This window comes from Ruegeria sp. YKSD179, assembly GCF_059612885.1.
This window is the reverse complement of the sequence record NZ_JBXWRL010000016.1, coordinates 76,760-90,160: the sequence shown is the minus strand read 5'-3', so window position 1 is coordinate 90,160 and position 13,401 is coordinate 76,760. Positions and strand designations below refer to the sequence as shown.

19 protein-coding genes are annotated in these 13,401 nt (G+C 53.1%); 6 read left to right on the top strand and 13 right to left on the bottom strand.

The features are described from left to right. A partial coding sequence (locus tag AC2FNE_RS10785; RefSeq protein WP_496805348.1) for a DUF8846 family protein occupies nucleotides 1–290 on the bottom strand: 290 nt, incomplete at its 3' end. 160 nt (nucleotides 291–450) lie between these two features. Between AC2FNE_RS10785 and AC2FNE_RS10780 the strand changes: the two genes are divergently transcribed. Next, nucleotides 451–786, top strand: coding sequence for a cupin domain-containing protein (locus AC2FNE_RS10780; protein ID WP_170603147.1), 336 nt, complete (start codon nucleotides 451–453; stop codon nucleotides 784–786). Nucleotides 787–852: 66 nt separating this feature from the next. Here the strand turns inward: AC2FNE_RS10780 and dapD are convergent, their stop codons facing one another. After that, the gene (dapD, locus tag AC2FNE_RS10775) at nucleotides 853–1,680 is read right to left on the bottom strand and encodes a 2,3,4,5-tetrahydropyridine-2,6-dicarboxylate N-succinyltransferase (RefSeq protein ID WP_170479348.1); all 828 of its coding nucleotides are present in this window, start codon (nucleotides 1,678–1,680) and stop codon (nucleotides 853–855) included. A gap of 107 nt (nucleotides 1,681–1,787) precedes the next feature. Beyond that, nucleotides 1,788–2,705 (bottom strand): threonine/serine dehydratase, encoded by a 918-nt coding sequence (locus tag AC2FNE_RS10770; RefSeq protein ID WP_496805345.1) that lies wholly within the window; start codon nucleotides 2,703–2,705, stop codon nucleotides 1,788–1,790. Between the two features lie 78 nt (nucleotides 2,706–2,783). Here AC2FNE_RS10770 and AC2FNE_RS10765 point away from each other — a divergent pair, with 78 nt between their 5' ends. Both AC2FNE_RS10765 and AC2FNE_RS10760 read left to right on the top strand, forming a co-directional pair. Next, nucleotides 2,784–3,626, top strand: coding sequence for an LOG family protein (locus AC2FNE_RS10765; RefSeq protein ID WP_170479352.1), 843 nt, complete (start codon nucleotides 2,784–2,786; stop codon nucleotides 3,624–3,626). 3 nt (nucleotides 3,627–3,629) lie between these two features. Then, the gene (locus AC2FNE_RS10760; RefSeq protein WP_170603144.1) at nucleotides 3,630–4,730 is read left to right on the top strand and encodes a cystathionine gamma-lyase; all 1,101 of its coding nucleotides are present in this window, start codon (nucleotides 3,630–3,632) and stop codon (nucleotides 4,728–4,730) included. On the opposite strand, the gene AC2FNE_RS10755 is transcribed toward AC2FNE_RS10760, so the two are convergent. Then, nucleotides 4,731–5,114 (bottom strand): hypothetical protein, encoded by a 384-nt coding sequence (locus AC2FNE_RS10755; protein ID WP_170603142.1) that lies wholly within the window; start codon nucleotides 5,112–5,114, stop codon nucleotides 4,731–4,733. Nucleotides 5,115–5,281: 167 nt separating this feature from the next. On the opposite strand from AC2FNE_RS10755, the gene AC2FNE_RS10750 reads away from it, so the two are divergent. Then, complete coding sequence (locus AC2FNE_RS10750) at nucleotides 5,282–6,208, top strand: DnaJ C-terminal domain-containing protein (RefSeq protein ID WP_170603140.1); 927 nt, start codon at nucleotides 5,282–5,284, stop codon at nucleotides 6,206–6,208. Next, a complete protein-coding gene (locus tag AC2FNE_RS10745) occupies nucleotides 6,205–6,549 on the top strand; it encodes a hypothetical protein (protein ID WP_170603138.1) in 345 nt (114 codons plus the stop codon). The genes AC2FNE_RS10750 and AC2FNE_RS10745 overlap by 4 nt, the downstream gene beginning before the upstream one ends. A gap of 95 nt (nucleotides 6,550–6,644) precedes the next feature. Here AC2FNE_RS10745 and AC2FNE_RS10740 read toward each other — a convergent pair whose 3' ends face one another. The 5 genes from AC2FNE_RS10740 to AC2FNE_RS10720 all read right to left on the bottom strand — a co-directional run bounded on the left by AC2FNE_RS10740 (nucleotide 6,645) and on the right by AC2FNE_RS10720 (nucleotide 10,148). Then, nucleotides 6,645–7,268 carry a cytochrome P460 family protein gene (locus AC2FNE_RS10740; protein ID WP_170603136.1) on the bottom strand — a complete coding sequence of 208 codons (624 nt, stop codon included), beginning with the start codon at nucleotides 7,266–7,268 and terminating at the stop codon, nucleotides 6,645–6,647. A 217-nt stretch (nucleotides 7,269–7,485) separates the two neighbouring features. Then, entirely contained in the window at nucleotides 7,486–8,673 is a 1,188-nt protein-coding gene (gene rlmN, locus AC2FNE_RS10735; protein WP_496805344.1) for a dual-specificity RNA methyltransferase RlmN, read from the bottom strand. A 78-nt stretch (nucleotides 8,674–8,751) separates the two neighbouring features. Beyond that, nucleotides 8,752–9,129: a lysozyme inhibitor LprI family protein gene (locus tag AC2FNE_RS10730; RefSeq protein ID WP_170603132.1), complete on the bottom strand. Its 378-nt coding sequence runs from the start codon at nucleotides 9,127–9,129 to the stop codon at nucleotides 8,752–8,754. A gap of 149 nt (nucleotides 9,130–9,278) precedes the next feature. Then, nucleotides 9,279–9,446 (bottom strand): hypothetical protein, encoded by a 168-nt coding sequence (locus tag AC2FNE_RS10725; RefSeq protein ID WP_170479366.1) that lies wholly within the window; start codon nucleotides 9,444–9,446, stop codon nucleotides 9,279–9,281. Nucleotides 9,447–9,614: 168 nt separating this feature from the next. Next, nucleotides 9,615–10,148 carry an invasion associated locus B family protein gene (locus tag AC2FNE_RS10720; protein ID WP_496805343.1) on the bottom strand — a complete coding sequence of 178 codons (534 nt, stop codon included), beginning with the start codon at nucleotides 10,146–10,148 and terminating at the stop codon, nucleotides 9,615–9,617. 180 nt (nucleotides 10,149–10,328) lie between these two features. Here AC2FNE_RS10720 and AC2FNE_RS10715 point away from each other — a divergent pair, with 180 nt between their 5' ends. Next, nucleotides 10,329–11,327 carry an asparaginase gene (locus AC2FNE_RS10715; RefSeq protein WP_496805342.1) on the top strand — a complete coding sequence of 333 codons (999 nt, stop codon included), beginning with the start codon at nucleotides 10,329–10,331 and terminating at the stop codon, nucleotides 11,325–11,327. 7 nt (nucleotides 11,328–11,334) lie between these two features. Here AC2FNE_RS10715 and AC2FNE_RS10710 read toward each other — a convergent pair whose 3' ends face one another. From AC2FNE_RS10710 to serB, 4 genes are read right to left on the bottom strand one after another with little or no spacing between them, the layout of a single operon-like run. Next, nucleotides 11,335–11,649: a YciI family protein gene (locus tag AC2FNE_RS10710; protein ID WP_170479371.1), complete on the bottom strand. Its 315-nt coding sequence runs from the start codon at nucleotides 11,647–11,649 to the stop codon at nucleotides 11,335–11,337. Nucleotides 11,650–11,671: 22 nt separating this feature from the next. Next, nucleotides 11,672–12,100 (bottom strand): SRPBCC family protein, encoded by a 429-nt coding sequence (locus tag AC2FNE_RS10705; protein ID WP_170603130.1) that lies wholly within the window; start codon nucleotides 12,098–12,100, stop codon nucleotides 11,672–11,674. Further along, nucleotides 12,088–12,417, bottom strand: a complete 330-nt coding sequence (locus AC2FNE_RS10700) for an ArsR/SmtB family transcription factor (RefSeq protein ID WP_170479375.1) — start codon at nucleotides 12,415–12,417, stop codon at nucleotides 12,088–12,090. The genes AC2FNE_RS10705 and AC2FNE_RS10700 overlap by 13 nt, the downstream gene beginning before the upstream one ends. Nucleotides 12,418–12,458: 41 nt before the next feature. After that, a complete protein-coding gene (gene serB, locus AC2FNE_RS10695; protein ID WP_496805341.1) occupies nucleotides 12,459–13,337 on the bottom strand; it encodes a phosphoserine phosphatase SerB in 879 nt (292 codons plus the stop codon). Between the last annotated feature and the right edge of the window lie 64 nt (nucleotides 13,338–13,401).

Sequence of the window (13,401 nt, the reverse complement as noted above, 5' to 3'; positions counted from 1 at the left end):
TTTTCATCCAGTGCTCGTTGCATTAACGCGCGCTCTTCGGGATCAACTTCGTGCCCCTGAGCTTCGCGTTCAGCCAAAGTGCCATAACCAGTTACATCCAGCGGCGCTGTATCGGCCTGTTTTAGGATAGCCACTGTTTCTCGCACCGCTTCGGCCTCGTCCACGCCACTTGCAAAACACATCAGCGCGGCTCCGGTTGCACCTTCTGGCAGGCCGTCACCTTCCTTGCGACCAATCTGAACCAACAAGGTGTAAACTTGCTGGCGCGAAGGTTTTTTCTGCTTTTCCATATCCGGGCCATAGCGGTGCAACCCAACCCGGTCAAGCAATGCAAATCTTTAAAAATGACTGTTGTTCATGCGCGACCATAAAATTGCACCACAGCCGCCAAACTGACATATTTGAATTTTGCCCCCTGATCGTCGAGCATAACTTGTGAAGGAAGCCAACATGTCTTTTCCCAAATTCATCACTGATTTTCCGGGGCTCGATTTGCCGTTTCCTGAAGACATTGTTCAAACCGCCGTTATCAGATCAGATCACGGGTTAGTGGCGTTCTTCACCTTCCTGAAGGGGATGGAATTACCCATGCATTCCCATGGCGCGCAATGGGGCACTGTTATCGAAGGCGAAATCGAATTGACCATCGGTGATGAGATCAAAACCTATCGCACGGGGGACAGCTATTCGATTCCCGCCGGAGCTGATCATGGCGCAACGATTCAAGCCGGTACGCGCGTGATCGACGTGTTCGAAGAACCTGACCGCTATCCGATCAAAGATTGATTTGAATCGAAACAGGCCGTCACGAGATTAGCGACAGCCCAAAAATTCGACAATTCTACTTAGGCGTCAGTCTCGCAACAATTCGTTAATGCCTGTTTTCGAGCGGGTCTTTTCATCGACCCTCTTCACAATCACAGCGCAGTAAAGGCTGATGTTGTTCTTAGATGGCATCGAACCTGAAACTACCACCGAATACGGCGGTATCTCTCCATAAGTGACTTCGCCTGTCTCGCGGTCAACAATCTTGGTGGATTTACCGATATAGACGCCCATTCCCAGGACCGAACCTTCGCGAACTATGCAGCCTTCGACTACCTCAGACCGGGCTCCGATAAAGCAATTGTCCTCGATGATTGTGGGACCCGCTTGCATTGGCTCCAAAACCCCGCCGATGCCAACGCCTCCGGATAAATGGACGTTCTTTCCGATTTGCGCGCAAGAGCCGACTGTGGCCCATGTGTCGACCATAGTGCCCTCATCAACAAAGGCACCCAGGTTCACGAATGAAGGCATCAACACTACACCCGGAGCGATGTAGGCAGATTTGCGAACCACACAGTTGGGCACGGCGCGGAACCCTGCAGCGCGCCAATTGTTTTCGCCCCATCCGGCGAACTTGCTGTCCACCTTATCCCACCAACCGCCGTCTTGCGGACCACCAGACTGGATTTCCATATCCTTGATACGAAAGCCCAAAAGCACCGCTTTTTTTGCCCACTGGTTCACATGCCAGCTGCCATCCTCTAGCTTTTCCGCCACACGGAGCGAGCCGCTGTCGAGCGCATTCAGAGTATCCTCGATCGCTTCGCGCTGCTCCCCTTTGGTGGTGGGGGTTATGCTGTCGCGCGCCTCCCACGCGGCTTCGATGGCGGCTTCCAGTTGGGCGTTGGACATAGGGTCGCTCCCTGCAGACTTTGTTCACGTTGGACTTGCCTATACGCAAGCGCACGATCCGCTGCAATGCGATGCAGAGCCAAAGTTTACAGCGAAGTAGCATATATTCAGGACGCAAGCGGGTCAGGCGATATGTTCCCCCCACAGATCAGAACCGCAACACGTTCTCCCGGCTCGGGCTTGTAGGCGCCCGATATTAGTGCCGCCAAAGCGGTCGCACCCGCCGGTTCGACTAGGATTCGATGCGAATACCACAACATCTGCTGGGCTTGGGTAATCGCCTCGTCCGGAACCAGTACCGATGCAATTCCTTGGGCCAGTTCAAAACAAATTGATCCGATTCGGCGCGCGCCCAGAGCGTTTGCCGCTATTCCTGAGACAGTAACATCCACCGGATGGCCTGCCTTCAAAGCTGCGTTAAGTGCACATGAAGTTTCAGGCTCGACCGCCACAACTTTCCTCGCGCCTTGATACCAAGCTAATGCCCCGGCAATCAGACCGCCCCCGCCAACCGCGATCAGTACTGTGTCGGCTTCCAATCCCTGCCGGTCCCATTCGGCAAAGCACGTGCCCTGCCCGGCCACAGTAGCCGGCGCATCATAGGCGTGGATCTGCATTGCACCGGTCGCCTCTTCATAAGCCTGCGCCTCGGTCAATGCGTTAGCGTACTCTCCGAACACGACGCTCAGGTCCGCACCTGTCTTTCTGATCAATGAAATTTTTGACGGCCCAGCGAGTTCCGGAACAAAAATTTTGGCCGGATATCCCAGCGACTGGGCAGCATAAGCCGCTGCTGCACCGTGATTGCCACCTGAAGCTGCCACCACGCCTGCCGCAGGAACGTTCATACTTAGCAACGTATTGAAAGCCCCCCGGGCTTTGAAACTACCTGTGTGCTGCATATGCTCAAGCTTCATTTCGACAGGGTAACCAAGCTCGAACGCTGCACTCTGCATTACGGGCGTTATCTGAGCATGTCCCGCAATTCGATCCGACGCTGCCGAAATATCGTTCTTCCAATTCATTCTTGTCTTTCCATGACTGGCACTCTGTCCGCGAACCCTATAGCTGTTTGGGAAACACGCAAGCAGGGATCGTTCAAAATGAGAGAAGACCGCCTCAGCCCCTTTCGCGACGCGCAAACCGACCGCTCGACAGCGCGCGAGGTGCCGGAAACGCCGCAGACCCGCTCGCCTTCTTATCGCCTAGCCTTTGCCGACGATGATTTCCTGTGCCGGGACGAACTGCGTCCAGTGCGTTTGCAACTGGAGCTTCTGAAACCCGAGATGATCATGTCCGAACGACAGATCACCTCAACCATCGTTATGTTTGGCGGAGCCCGCATTCCGGAACCTTCGCAAAAACATACAGCTCGGACGCAAACACTGGCTGGTCTTTCGACTTACTACGACGAAGCACGGGAATTTGCCCGGTTGATGACCGAGAAGTCAAACCAGACCGGGTGCCGCGAAAACGTTATTGTCACCGGAGGCGGACCAGGCGTAATGGAAGCTGGAAACCGTGGTGCTCAGGATGCGGGTGGATGCTCGATCGGGTTGAACATCGTTCTGCCGCATGAACAGGCCCCCAATCTATTCGTAACGCCTGATCTCAGCTTCAATTTCCACTACTTCGCGATCCGCAAGATGCATTTCCTGATGCGCGCCCGTGCTATTACAATTTTCCCTGGTGGCTTTGGAACGATGGATGAGCTGTTTGAGTCTCTGACGTTGATTCAGACCGGAAGGATGGAGCGAGTGCCATTTTTGCTGTTTGGCCGGGAATTCTGGGAAAGAGTAATCAATTGGAATGCCCTCGCAGACGCTGGTACGATCTCGGACGAGGATTTGGACCTTTTCAGGTTTGTCGACACCGCGCAACAGGCTGTCGATATCATTGAGAACTGGGAGCCAGCTCCGCCCCGCGATCAAATTCCGGGACGCTGAGTTATGAAGACCCCTAAGATTGGCCAGATGCTCCACCTGCGTGGGAATTCCTTGAACAAGGGTGAACCCGTAGCCCTTCCCTTGACCCAGAGCAGCATGTTTCACCTTCCCGGTTCCCCCGAAGGTCATGACACTTATGGCCGCGTGAACAACCCGACATGGGAGCATTTGGAGAGTCTGCTGGCACATTTGGAAGATGCACCTTGCCTGACTTTTCCGTCTGGCATGGCGGCGATCACGGCCGCTCTGTTTGCAACGCTAGCAGCTGGTTCGCGGGTGTTGATCCCAGCTGATGGATACTATGTGACCCGTTTGCTTTCGGATCGCTTCCTATCAAAATTCGGCATAATCGTGGAAAAACGTCCAACCATCGCGTTTACGAAAGGCGGTTTCGATGGATTCGATGTGGTTTTTGTCGAAAGCCCCTCGAACCCTGGTTTGGACATAATCAATTTGGCCTCTGTGGCCCAGCAGGTGCGAAACGCGGGCGGCCTGACCATCGCCGATAACACAACTATGACCCCTTTAGGCCAGCGACCGCTGGATTTAGGCGTCGACGTGGTCGTATCGTCGGATACCAAGGCAGTTGGTGGCCATTCAGATTTGCTGATGGGACATGTTGCCTGCCGCAACGCCCAGATCATGGAACAGATCGAAGAGTGGCGCCGTGTTTCTGGTTCAATCCCAGGTCCGCAAGAGGCTTGGTTGCTGCATCGCGGATTAGAGACGCTTGACGTCAGGTTCAATCGTATGTGTGAAACGGCTCAGGTTCTGGCGGAACGGCTGTCCGAGCACCAGGCGATCAGGCAAATCCGCTATCCGGGCTTACCAAATGATCCCTCTCATGCATTGGCTGGTGCGCAGACATTGCGCTTTGGGTTTCTTCTTTCGATAACACTTGGAAGCGAAGAACAGGCTGAACGCTTCATAAATACGTGTCCATTGCTGCGACCTGCGACGTCTTTTGGCGGCGTCCACAGCTCAGCAGAGCGACGTGCCCGCTGGGGTGACGACGTCGACCCAGCATTTATCCGTATTTCAGTTGGTTGCGAACCTGTCGAAGAACTTTGGCAAGCTATCGAGGCCAGCCTGAATTCGTCGTGACTATTTCTTGGGCTCACGCAATTCTTTGAACACATAGATCGGCAAAACTACACTGGCTACCAATGCGCCCAACCAGACTAACAGTGTAGCGGCCAACAGGTTGGAAAGCCCGCCAACGGTCAGCCCTGCAGTGATCAAGTCAGTTGCCAATAAGCCGACAAACGTCACTATCAATGCTATACCACCCTTGAGCGCCGGAGCTTTCTTTTCGCCAAGCTTCAATATCAAAGGTTCAGCCACAACCTGAACAAGTGTAAAAACAATTACCACCACGATAAATGATATCGGTTGGATTGAGAAACCAGTCAGCAGCACCGAGGCCAGCAGCAATCCAATTGCATTACCGGCCAGCAAGGCCAGAGCGGACTTAATTCTGCGCGACATTTCGAGGACCTCTTTCGTTTCAACGTCTCAAGTTATGCAGATATTATCAATCAATTCGAATTTGGCGAGGAATTTCAGGGCTCCACTAACTTTGACCTGTTGAAATCACGTGATAAAACACCTTCATTAAAACCTGCCTTGCCCTGACCCTGATGCGCGAGAGTGAGATGAGCGACGATCCCTACTCTGTTCTTGGTGTCTCGAAAGATGCCAGTGACGCCGAAATAAAAAAAGCATATCGGCGTATTGCTAAGGATTGCCATCCCGATCTCAAGCCCGGTGATTCAGAGGCTGAGGCGAAATTCAAAGCTGCTGCAGCGGCCTACGATCTGCTGAAAGACCCCGAAACACGCGCGCGTTATGATAACGGCGAGATCGATGCTTCTGGACAGGAACGCCCGCAGCAACAGTATTACCGCGATTACGCCGAGGCTGCGGGAAATCCTTATCGTTCTGGTGCCCACTATGGCGATCCAGACGACATGTCTGACATTTTTGCCGAATTTATGCGTGGGCAAGGAGGCTATGGCCAGCAAAGGACACATGAATTCCACGCCCCCGGACACAATCGCAGTTATACTCTGCAGATCAGCTTTTTAGATGCGGTCTTCGGCGCAAGCCAAAAACTGACTTTACCAGACGGCGACCGAATTGAGGTTAAGATCCCCGCCGGGATCACCAGCGGACAAACAATTCGACTGCGTGGCAAGGGTGCCCCCGGTTTTGGCGAAGGCCCTCCCGGAGATGCACTGGTAACCATTTCCGTGACCGAGCATCCGGTTTTTGACCGCCAGGGCGACGATATCCATATCACTTTGCCCATCACAATTGATGAAGCGGTTCTGGGCGGAAAGGTGCAAGCACCCACGATAGATGGGGGTGTTAACGTTACTGTCCCGGCCGGCACTAGCAGTGGTAAAACCCTGCGGTTGCGCGGCAAAGGCGTGAAGAAACGCGGATCTTCCGACCGTGGCGATCAGCTTATAGAACTTACTGTCGCCATGCCGGAGAAAATCGACGACGCGCTGAAACAATTCATGGAAACATGGCGTGAATCCCACCGCTATGATCCACGCAAGGGGATGCCATCATGACCCGCACGCTGACAGAGGACGAATTGCTTGGGGCCATCGCGCGCCTGACGTCGGACCGGTTGAGTGAATATTTAGCAGCCGAGATTGTAATCCCGGAACAGTCTGAACAAGGGCTGGTTTACCAAACTATCGACGTGGCACGTTTAGAGCTGGCCTGCGAGTTGCATGACCAATACGACATGGAATCGGACGCCTTGTCGATGATGATCTCGCTAATCGACCAAATGCACTGTTTGCGCGCAGAATTGCGCGAAGTTCTTAATGCTGTCGATGCGCAGCCAGAGCCGGTACGCAAAAAAATGATCGAAATTATAGGCACTGCACGGTTCCAGCAAAGATAATCCGAGCTAGGAAAATTCTTCAAAGTTAACACAAAGACGAACTTCGACCGCGCGGCGAAGCCGTCATCCAAGCAACCTTTTCAATTGAGCCTGGATCAGTTGCCGACACGGTATTCTTCGGGCACGTAAAAAGTGTAGTCTCGGTCGGCGACTGCTTCATGGCAATCATGGCAATAAGCCACCGCCTCGGCGCGGCTTCCCATCGTGTCACCGAATAACGACCCGTCCGGCATTACCATGATGTATCTCCAATCCGCAGTGTCCGGGCTGGCACCTGCCGCCAATTTCTCCATCACAAACATTGCTCCGGGGTGGACATGGCCTTCGTCTGTTACAGTCATGCTGTCCTTGGCTAATACGGATCCCACGGGCAAAACCTCGCCCTCCTGCAAAGTACCATAGTTGTGCGCCATGCGGTTTGCGTAGCTGTTTACATATCTCTGCCCATGCGTAGCCGAGATATAAGGCGCATCGTTAAAAAGTGGCCATGCCTGATAATTTAAGAGCAAGTCGAGCTGTGCCGCCGCATATCCCCGGTCCATCCGGCGGGACAATGACATATAATGCTCAAGAGCGTCTTCCTTGGATAAATCCGCAGGATTCTCGATAGCCAAATGCGCATCTTGATCTGTTGTCTGCGCAACGCCAAGCGTCAAGAACAGGGTGCAGAGCGTCAACCCACCTATGGCCCCTATAAATCGCATGTGTCTCGTAATCATTGTGCTGGCCCACCTGAATGATCAGTTTGCCTAAACGCCGCTTTCTTACAAAAATGGCAGCGGCCTTGAATAAATTCGCCAGACTCTTTCTGGCAGGTCAGCAACCTTGGGCATAAAGTTACTCAACATTACCAGAGGTCAAGTTTGTTCATACATAACAAATTTTGCATGCAAAAACACCAACCAAATATTAAAGTTTGACGACTTTCGTGAAGGTCTAACCGTTCATTCCTGCCTCAGCCTCGATCTGCTTTCGCGATTTACGCGCCCGTTCAGTCGCCGACTTCAACTGGCCGCAGGCTGCCATGATATCCTGGCCACGGGTTTTGCGGATAGGTGACGCATAGCCCGCCTGATAAATTATGTTGGCGAAGGCCCGAATGCGGTTATTCGAGCTTCGCTTGTAAGGGGCACCGGGCCATTCGTTAAACGGGATTAAGTTTATTTTGGCAGGGATGTCATGGCGTCTGATATGATCAATCAGACGATGAGCGTCCTCATCGCTATCATTGACGCCATCCAGCATCACGTATTCAAAAGTGATCCGTTCCGAATTCGATGCATTTGGATAACTCGCCAATGCTTGCAGTAATTCTTCGATATTCCAGCGCTTGTTGATCGGGACCAGTACGTCGCGTGTTTCATCTGTAGTAGCGTGAAACGAGATCGCCAGCAGGCAACCTATTTCTTCCGCAGTACGTGCTATTTCAGGCACAACGCCCGAGGTTGAAAGAGTGATCCGGCGGCGGGACAGAGAAATCCCCTCGGGGTCCATTGCAATCTTCATTGCGTCGCGGACGTTTTCGAAGTTGTAAAGTGGTTCACCCATCCCCATCAAAACGATATTCGAAAGCAGACGCGTTTCATCCTTTGGCGCGCCGGGGGTTGGCCATTCCTGAAGATCATCGCGCGCCATCATTACCTGACCGACGATTTCGGCCGCCGTCAGGTTGCGTACCAGCTTCTGCGTTCCGGTATGGCAAAAGGAACATGTTAGCGTGCAGCCCACTTGGGACGAAATGCACAACGTACCCCTATCTTCCTCCGGGATATAGACAACCTCGACTTCGTGCCCACCGGCAATACGAACCAAGTATTTGCGGGTGCCATCCTCGGAGATCTGCCGCGTAACAACTTCTGGAATTTCAATGACGAAGTTTTCGGCCAGTTGCGCCCGATATGATTTGGCGAGGTTTGTCATTTCGGCAAAATTGCGCACGCCCCATTGATATATCCACTGCCAGATTTGGCCCGTGCGCATCTTGGCTTGTTTTTCTGGTGTACCATGCTCAATCAGTACCTCGCGTAAACGTGCTCGGGTCAGACCAACGAGGTTGATCTTTCCCTCAGGCAGTTTGCGAGGGATTGTCATAACGTCTTGAGTGATCGGCGCTTTGGGCGACATGGGCGTATCTCAGGTATTCTGGATCGGGATGCGCCTCTATATAGGAACATTCTCAAAGATCAAAAGAATTCGTTCGCCCTAGTTCGCGAAACGCAGCAATTCGTCCACTCGCGCTCGGCCTAGATCGATCCGGCAGGATGTAATCGCTATGCCGGTGCCTGATCCGCCTCCATACGATGCTCCTACGGCGTCGCACTGAGCATCCCGGTAACCAGCCCAAGCGCTTTGTGAAGCTTCCAATGCTGGCTGGGCTTCAACACGACCTGTTACGTCGTCCAACTCTTTAGCCGCCCGGATAGCAAGCCCATAACTAGCTTCCATCGCTTGGTTGACACGTTCTTCCGTCTCTCCAACGCAAGACCCGATTTCGACCTGCGAACTTGCGTCCGCACATTCTAAGGTGGGGTCAGCCAACGCAGGTGACGTAATAAGCAATACCAAAAAAACGTGCCGCATTTTCTATACCTGCTAAAAGACGCTTGAATCAAATCTACGATAGCACGCGTTAATCCATAATCCCAATTGAAGTTCGGTCGCAAGGATTGCTCCTTTGCGACCGGGATCTTCTGCACTCTCCGGTCAGAGACGTGCGATAAGGTTGCTGATCAGACGCCTGCTGGCAGGATATCACAGTCTGCAGCGTCCAGGGTCTGTACGGGGTCTTCCGGCCCGCATTGCTCGCCGGTGACAGGGTAAGTTTCACTTTCTTTTTCGCAAGCGCCCAGCAATAGAGCAGAAATCATTAATAACGCAGCAAGAGTTTTGTTCAGCATTTGCAAGCTCCTTCCCAGCTCTTGAACCGATTAGTTCAGACAATAGGACCACTTGCTTTGACGAGGATCAAATTTGACGTCGGACGTACCTAAAAGTGGAAGCGTGCTCAAACCATACACCAATAGGCCCCAAAAAGTGGCTGGACTGTGTTTAGCTGAAGTTGATCATTAGTTGGTGCAGCGCTTCTCGGCATCTTCAATCGCAGCGGTGAAGCCCAACAAAGAGAAGGTGTCCTTGGTCTGCGTTCCGCGTTCTGAACGCGCGGTCAACACCGCTTCGGTCCCACGCTTCAATGCCGTGACAATCTTGGCATCATCGGCAGCGGTTGCCGGCCAAGCCCATTCACCGTCAGTGAATAGCTCGAATTCGCTACCGTCGACAACCAGGTTAACGGTGGAACCGGATGCGAAAGGATAACCGCCGGTAAAAGTCACTTGACCTTTGACCTCGGCATTGGGGCGGTAGAACACGAACAAAAGTATGTCGCTGCGACGCACTGAAACAACCCGACCGCCACGGGTGTTAACAGTTTCCTTGGGGGCTGAAACGCTCCAGCATTCCGTTGGATCATCCTCTACAAAAACGCTCCAATCAGTCTTTGCCGCAACTCGATTGGTGCTAGTTGCTTGTTGCGCAATGGCCGTTGTCGCCATCCCTGCCATGCACAATCCCGCAAATACAAAGGCGAGTTTTGATCCCATCTGTCCAGCCTCCTAGCTCGACCAATACCCCACGTACATCTAAGATGGCTGCGAACCCTTTCGGTTCGTCTGTACTACGTTGCGCATCCCGATGATTGCCGACATACACACACTAACGCAGGTTTCGCCACAGGCGAAAGGGCGATTGGCAGAATTTTGCGCATTATTCCGGAGGTCCAGATGACGCAACCCGTACCGATGACTGAACTTTGGCGCGGACCGATGTTGGAAAGTCTACACTTGGGCCACGCAGTGATTTGTGATGACGTTGGTCGGATCGTGCGTAGTTGGGGAAATCCCGAGGCTGTTGTCTATCCTAGGTCCTCTGCGAAGATGATACAGGCATTGCCCCTGATCACGTCAGGGGCTGCGGCAAAGTTCGGATTGACCAGCGAACATCTTGCGTTGGCTTGCGCGTCGCACAGCGGGGCTGCCATTCACACAGATCGTGTATATGCTTGGTTGGATCATTTGGGTCTGGCTGAGCCCGATCTGCGCTGCGGACCGCAAGAGCCGCAGGATATGGCGGCAAGAGATGGGTTAATCTTAGCCGACGATACCCCCTGTCAAATTCACAACAATTGCTCGGGAAAGCACTGTGGGTTTCTTACACTGTCCCAACACATGGGTGCAGGACCGGAATACCTTGAAATTGATCATCCGGTACAGCAGGCCTGTTTGTCAGCCTTGGAAGTGACTGCCGGCGAAACGAGCCGGGGTTACGGAATTGATGGTTGTTCTGCACCGAATTTTTCTGTTTCGCTGGCTGGATTGGCACGATCAATGGCTTGGTTTGCCTCGGCCGCAGATCGGTCAGACCGGGCAAGCGATGCAGCGCTGCAATTAACCGCAGCCATGGTGAAACACCCTGAATTGGTAGCGGGCGAGACACGCGCATGCACAGAACTGATGCGCGCAATGGACGGGCGCGCGGCCATTAAAACAGGGGCTGAAGCCGTTTTTGTGGCCATCATCCCGGAAAGACGATTGGGCGTGGCCTTGAAGATCGCCGATGGAGCCACACGCGCCAGCGAATGCGCCATCGCTGCCATTTTAGTGAACCTCGGGGTGCTGGAGGCCGATCACCCGGCCACCCGCAAGTTCATGAATGCTACGCAGTACAGCCGACGAGGGCTGGAATGCGGTATACTTAAACCGGCTCCGGGTTTCCCCGACTGACCGGGTTTTACATTTCGTGTACTTCCGCTACTTCGACAGAGCCTGAACCGTTCACAACCATCGGACAGCCTTTTGCCATTTCGGTCGCAGCATCAATGCTATCGGCTTTGATGACAGTGAAGCCTGAGGCCGGGTTTGCACCTCCGTTGTCGATGACACCTCCAGAGCTAACGGTATAGGATTGGCCTACTGGGTTACCAGGGATTTCTAACGCATCGCCCATTCCTTGGAACCATGCGCCCCACGCGGCCATGGTCGCTTCTATTTCTGCGGGGTCGGTTGGGGTGTGACCGCCATGATATACAAATAAATATTGGGGCATTTTGCTCCTCCCTAATGAAAATCTATTTACAACGCGCTTCGAGTTTGCGCAGCGAAGACGTCCAGCCTTGTTCATGGTTCGTTGCAGCTTCGGCATCTGCCAACTCACGATGATCCAGAACCAGTCGTGATCCACTAGCTGTTGTCGTGACAGTAAAAATTACGTGGCTTTCATTCCCGCGTGTGTCTTCATCATCATGCCAAGCCCAAGTGAAGCCAACCGAATTGGGTACATCAATATGTGTTACATGACCTGAAACTTTGTACTTCTGTCCTTCGCTATTCTCGATGACCGAGTACCAAGGTCCAAGGCGCGAGAAGTCCAGCTTATTCTCGGTTACGTGCATTCCTTCGGGTCCCCACCACTGCAAAAGCTTTGCTCCGTCGGTGAGCCACGCGAACAAGGTATCCGCATTTACGGGAAACTCCCGTTCGAGCTTCAGGTTGGCCATGAATTCTCCCTTTCAAGAATATCGCCAAGGCGGTCTAGACTGCCTTCCCAGAACTGACGTTTCGATATGGTCCATTCGGCAATTGCACGCAGTCCCTCAGGCTGAATCGAATACATCCTTTGGGTGCCATGTACGCGCTGTTGCACCAGACCTGCCTCGCGCAGCACCTTCAGGTGGCGCGAGATTGCAGCGCCCGACATGCCGCGACCTAGGATCAGGTCACCTGCCGGCAGCTCTCCGTCTTGCATCAGTTGCTCAACAATCGAGAACCGAGTGGAATCGGATAAAGCAGAAAAAGCATTTATAACTGTGTTCATGCCACTTTATTTAACACAAACGTTAAATAAAGGAAAGACCTTTAGGCGACCGCAAATTCCGAACGACTATAGCCCTGAATATACAGTAAGGCCGTCAGGTCTCCGTGATTAACCCTAATACTGCATTTTTCCGCGACCGAGGGTTTGGCGTGCAAGGCCACGCCTGTCCCGGCTCTGCCTAGCATTCCCAGATCGTTGGCGCCGTCGCCTACTGCAATCACGTCTGCTTCTGAAATCCCCAGACGATTGGTAACACTTTCCAAAACCTCGATTTTGGCCTGACGACCAAGGATTGGTCTTTTGACGTCGCCTGTCAGTTTTCCTCGTTCAGCCAACAAGGTATTAGCGCGGTTCTCATCAAACCCAAGCATTTCCGCCACCCGCTCAGTAAACGCGGTAAAGCCACCAGAAACCAAAACTGCATACGCGCCGTTTGAGCGCATCGTGTTCAATAGCGTCCTACCGCCTGGCATCAATTTGATCCGTTCATTCAAGACTTTGCTTATCACGCCTTCGTCTAAACCTTTTAAAAGGCCCACCCTTTCAACCAGTGCGCCCTCAAAGTCCAGTTCGCCGTTCATTGCACGTGCGGTTATGTGTTTCACCCGCGCGCCAACCCCGGCCTCATCCGCAAGCTCGTCAATGCATTCCTGCTGTATCATTGTACTGTCCATATCAGCCAACAGCATCTTTTTGCGCCGCGCTTCAACAGGTTGCACAATCAGGTCTACATCCATTCCTTGCAATTCAGCCCAAACATTCCACAGATTGCCGGGAGCTTCCTGCAGGGAAAACTCAGCCGCCTCATCGGAACCAAGCCAAACGACCTCGCCCCCACCCCATGCGTTACGCAAGGATTCAACCAGCGACAGTTCCAGCGTTGGCGCTCCGGGGTTGGTCAACAGGGTTGCAACATACATATTCGGTCTCCGGCAAGTTGAACTGCGCATATCGCAGGCGCAGCATTTTCGCCAGAGCCAGTTT

Bases quoted from the DNA above. Each gene is read 5' to 3' on its own strand.
- AC2FNE_RS10780 (WP_170603147.1), top strand. From the start codon at position 451: ATGTCTTTTCCCAAATTCATCACTGATTTTCCGGGGCTCGATTTGCCG.
- dapD (WP_170479348.1), bottom strand. From the start codon at position 1,680: ATGTCCAACGCCCAACTGGAAGCCGCCATCGAAGCCGCGTGGGAGGCG.
- AC2FNE_RS10770 (WP_496805345.1), bottom strand. From the start codon at position 2,705: ATGAATTGGAAGAACGATATTTCGGCAGCGTCGGATCGAATTGCGGGA.
- AC2FNE_RS10765 (WP_170479352.1), top strand. From the start codon at position 2,784: ATGAGAGAAGACCGCCTCAGCCCCTTTCGCGACGCGCAAACCGACCGC.
- AC2FNE_RS10760 (WP_170603144.1), top strand. From the start codon at position 3,630: ATGAAGACCCCTAAGATTGGCCAGATGCTCCACCTGCGTGGGAATTCC.
- AC2FNE_RS10755 (WP_170603142.1), bottom strand. From the start codon at position 5,114: ATGTCGCGCAGAATTAAGTCCGCTCTGGCCTTGCTGGCCGGTAATGCA.
- AC2FNE_RS10750 (WP_170603140.1), top strand. From the start codon at position 5,282: ATGAGCGACGATCCCTACTCTGTTCTTGGTGTCTCGAAAGATGCCAGT.
- AC2FNE_RS10745 (WP_170603138.1), top strand. From the start codon at position 6,205: ATGACCCGCACGCTGACAGAGGACGAATTGCTTGGGGCCATCGCGCGC.
- AC2FNE_RS10740 (WP_170603136.1), bottom strand. From the start codon at position 7,268: ATGATTACGAGACACATGCGATTTATAGGGGCCATAGGTGGGTTGACG.
- rlmN (WP_496805344.1), bottom strand. From the start codon at position 8,673: ATGTCGCCCAAAGCGCCGATCACTCAAGACGTTATGACAATCCCTCGC.
- AC2FNE_RS10730 (WP_170603132.1), bottom strand. From the start codon at position 9,129: ATGCGGCACGTTTTTTTGGTATTGCTTATTACGTCACCTGCGTTGGCT.
- AC2FNE_RS10725 (WP_170479366.1), bottom strand. From the start codon at position 9,446: ATGCTGAACAAAACTCTTGCTGCGTTATTAATGATTTCTGCTCTATTG.
- AC2FNE_RS10720 (WP_496805343.1), bottom strand. From the start codon at position 10,148: ATGGGATCAAAACTCGCCTTTGTATTTGCGGGATTGTGCATGGCAGGG.
- AC2FNE_RS10715 (WP_496805342.1), top strand. From the start codon at position 10,329: ATGACGCAACCCGTACCGATGACTGAACTTTGGCGCGGACCGATGTTG.
- AC2FNE_RS10710 (WP_170479371.1), bottom strand. From the start codon at position 11,649: ATGCCCCAATATTTATTTGTATATCATGGCGGTCACACCCCAACCGAC.
- AC2FNE_RS10705 (WP_170603130.1), bottom strand. From the start codon at position 12,100: ATGGCCAACCTGAAGCTCGAACGGGAGTTTCCCGTAAATGCGGATACC.
- AC2FNE_RS10700 (WP_170479375.1), bottom strand. From the start codon at position 12,417: ATGAACACAGTTATAAATGCTTTTTCTGCTTTATCCGATTCCACTCGG.
- serB (WP_496805341.1), bottom strand. From the start codon at position 13,337: ATGTATGTTGCAACCCTGTTGACCAACCCCGGAGCGCCAACGCTGGAA.